Below are 1,548 nucleotides of genomic sequence, written 5' to 3' on the forward strand. Positions count from 1 at the left end.
CGGTGGTGTTCGAGCTGATGCCGCCGACCTTCACCCTGTCGCAGCTGCAGCGCACGGTCGAGGCGCTGGCGGGCCTGCGCCTGCACGCCCCGAACTTCCGCCGCCTGGTCGACAGCCAGGGGCTGGTCGAGGAGACCGGCGAGGTCGCCGGCGGCACCGGCGGCCGCCCGGCCGGCTGGTGCGCTTCCGCCGCGAGGTGCTGCAGGAGCAGCCCGAGCCCGGCGTCCGCCTGCCCGTGTCGCGCCGGCCGGCATGACCGTCGCGCTGCGCCCGCTGGCGCCGGCCGACCATGACCGGCTGCTGGCCATGGCGATCGCCTTCAACGACGAGGACAGCCATCCGCTGACCCCGGGCGGCCGCCGCGCCCTCGCCGAGCTCGTCGCCGGCACCCGCTTCGCCTCCGGCTGGATGATCGAGGCCGGCGGCGAGGCGGTCGGCTATCTGGTGGTGACCTGGTCCTGGAGCATCGAGTTCGGCGGCCGCGACGCCTTCATCGACGAGTTCTACATCGAGCCGTCCCATCGCGGCCGCGGCCGCGGCTCGGCCGTGCTCGAGGCGCTGGTGGGGCTGCTCCAGGCCGAAGGCGTGCACGCCGTGCATCTGGAGGTCGAGGCCGGCAATCCGGACGCCGCCCGACTGTACCGCCGCCACGGCTTCGCCGGCACCGACCGGGCGATCCTGTCACGCCGGCTGTGACCGGGCGCCTGCCGGCACAGGACGCACGATCGCAGTAGCCTTAACTGCGATTCTCGTTCATGATATGTTCTATGGATAAGGCGCAACCCGATTCTGGTCCGATCAAGCCGAGCGACCCCGACCTGCACTGGACGGAGTGGGCGCTGGACCGGCTGCGCGACATCGTGGATCTCGAGATCCGCACCATGCGGGCCACCGTGCGGGAGCACGAGCAGATCCTGCGCGGCGCCGAGATGCCGGACTTTCCGCTGATGCAGTCGCGCCTCGCCCGCTCGGTGCGGCTGTCGATCGCGATGACCGAGCGGATCCGGCGCGACTATCTGCTGCGCAAGCAGGAGCGGATCGCGTCCGGCGAGCAGGAGCGGCGGCGGCGGAAGCGCGAGCAGGCGGTCGAGATCGCGGTGAAGGCGATCGCCAGGCCCGCCGAGCCGGAAGACGCCGAGCGCGTCCGGTTGCTGGTCCGGGAGAGGCTGGTCGAGGACGAGATCCTCGACGTGCAGCTGGACCTGCTGTCGCCGGAGGAATTCGTGCGCGAGGTGAGCCGCCGGATCGGCCTGCCGCCCGACCCGTCCTGGCTGCCGCCGGGCTGGGCCGACGAGGCGGCGACCGTCGAGGTCGTGGCGGAGACGGCCGGGCCCGCGCCTGCGGAGGGCTGGCCTCGCCCGATGGACGAGCCCGCTGCGGGCTTGCCTCGGCCGGAGCCTTGTAAACCGGACAGCAGTTGATCGCTGCGTCGCCTCCCTCACCGTCATTGCGAGGAGGCGAAGCCGACGAATCCATCCAGGGCCGGTGCGCACTGGCCCCTGGATTGCTTCGCTACGCTCGCAATGACGGCGTGGGTTGGAGAGTCAA

General features: G+C 72.0%; 3 protein-coding genes. All 3 read left to right on the top strand.

Going from position 1 to position 1,548, the window contains the following annotated elements; translation table 11 throughout:
• Nucleotides 1-293, top strand: a 293-nt coding sequence (locus P409_RS33955; RefSeq protein WP_034849135.1) for an NrtR DNA-binding winged helix domain-containing protein, incomplete at its 5' end; no start/stop codon positions are given.
• A complete protein-coding gene (locus P409_RS33960; RefSeq protein WP_034849142.1) occupies nt 253-696 on the top strand; it encodes a GNAT family N-acetyltransferase in 444 nt (147 codons plus the stop codon). The genes P409_RS33955 and P409_RS33960, both read left to right, overlap by 41 nt.
• Before the next feature lie 71 nt (nt 697-767).
• Entirely contained in the window at nt 768-1,421 is a 654-nt protein-coding gene (locus P409_RS36710; protein WP_052121702.1) for a hypothetical protein, read from the top strand.
• Nucleotides 1,422-1,548 lie beyond the last annotated feature (127 nt).

Origin of the sequence: Inquilinus limosus MP06 (genome assembly GCF_000767795.1) — a bacterium.
In the GTDB taxonomy this organism is placed as follows: domain Bacteria; phylum Pseudomonadota; class Alphaproteobacteria; order DSM-16000; family Inquilinaceae; genus Inquilinus; species Inquilinus limosus_E.

Coding starts and splice junctions, on each gene's coding strand:
- P409_RS33960 (WP_034849142.1), top strand. CDS start 253: ATGACCGTCGCGCTGCGCCCGCTGGCGCCGGCCGACCATGACCGGCTG.
- P409_RS36710 (WP_052121702.1), top strand. CDS start 768: ATGGATAAGGCGCAACCCGATTCTGGTCCGATCAAGCCGAGCGACCCC.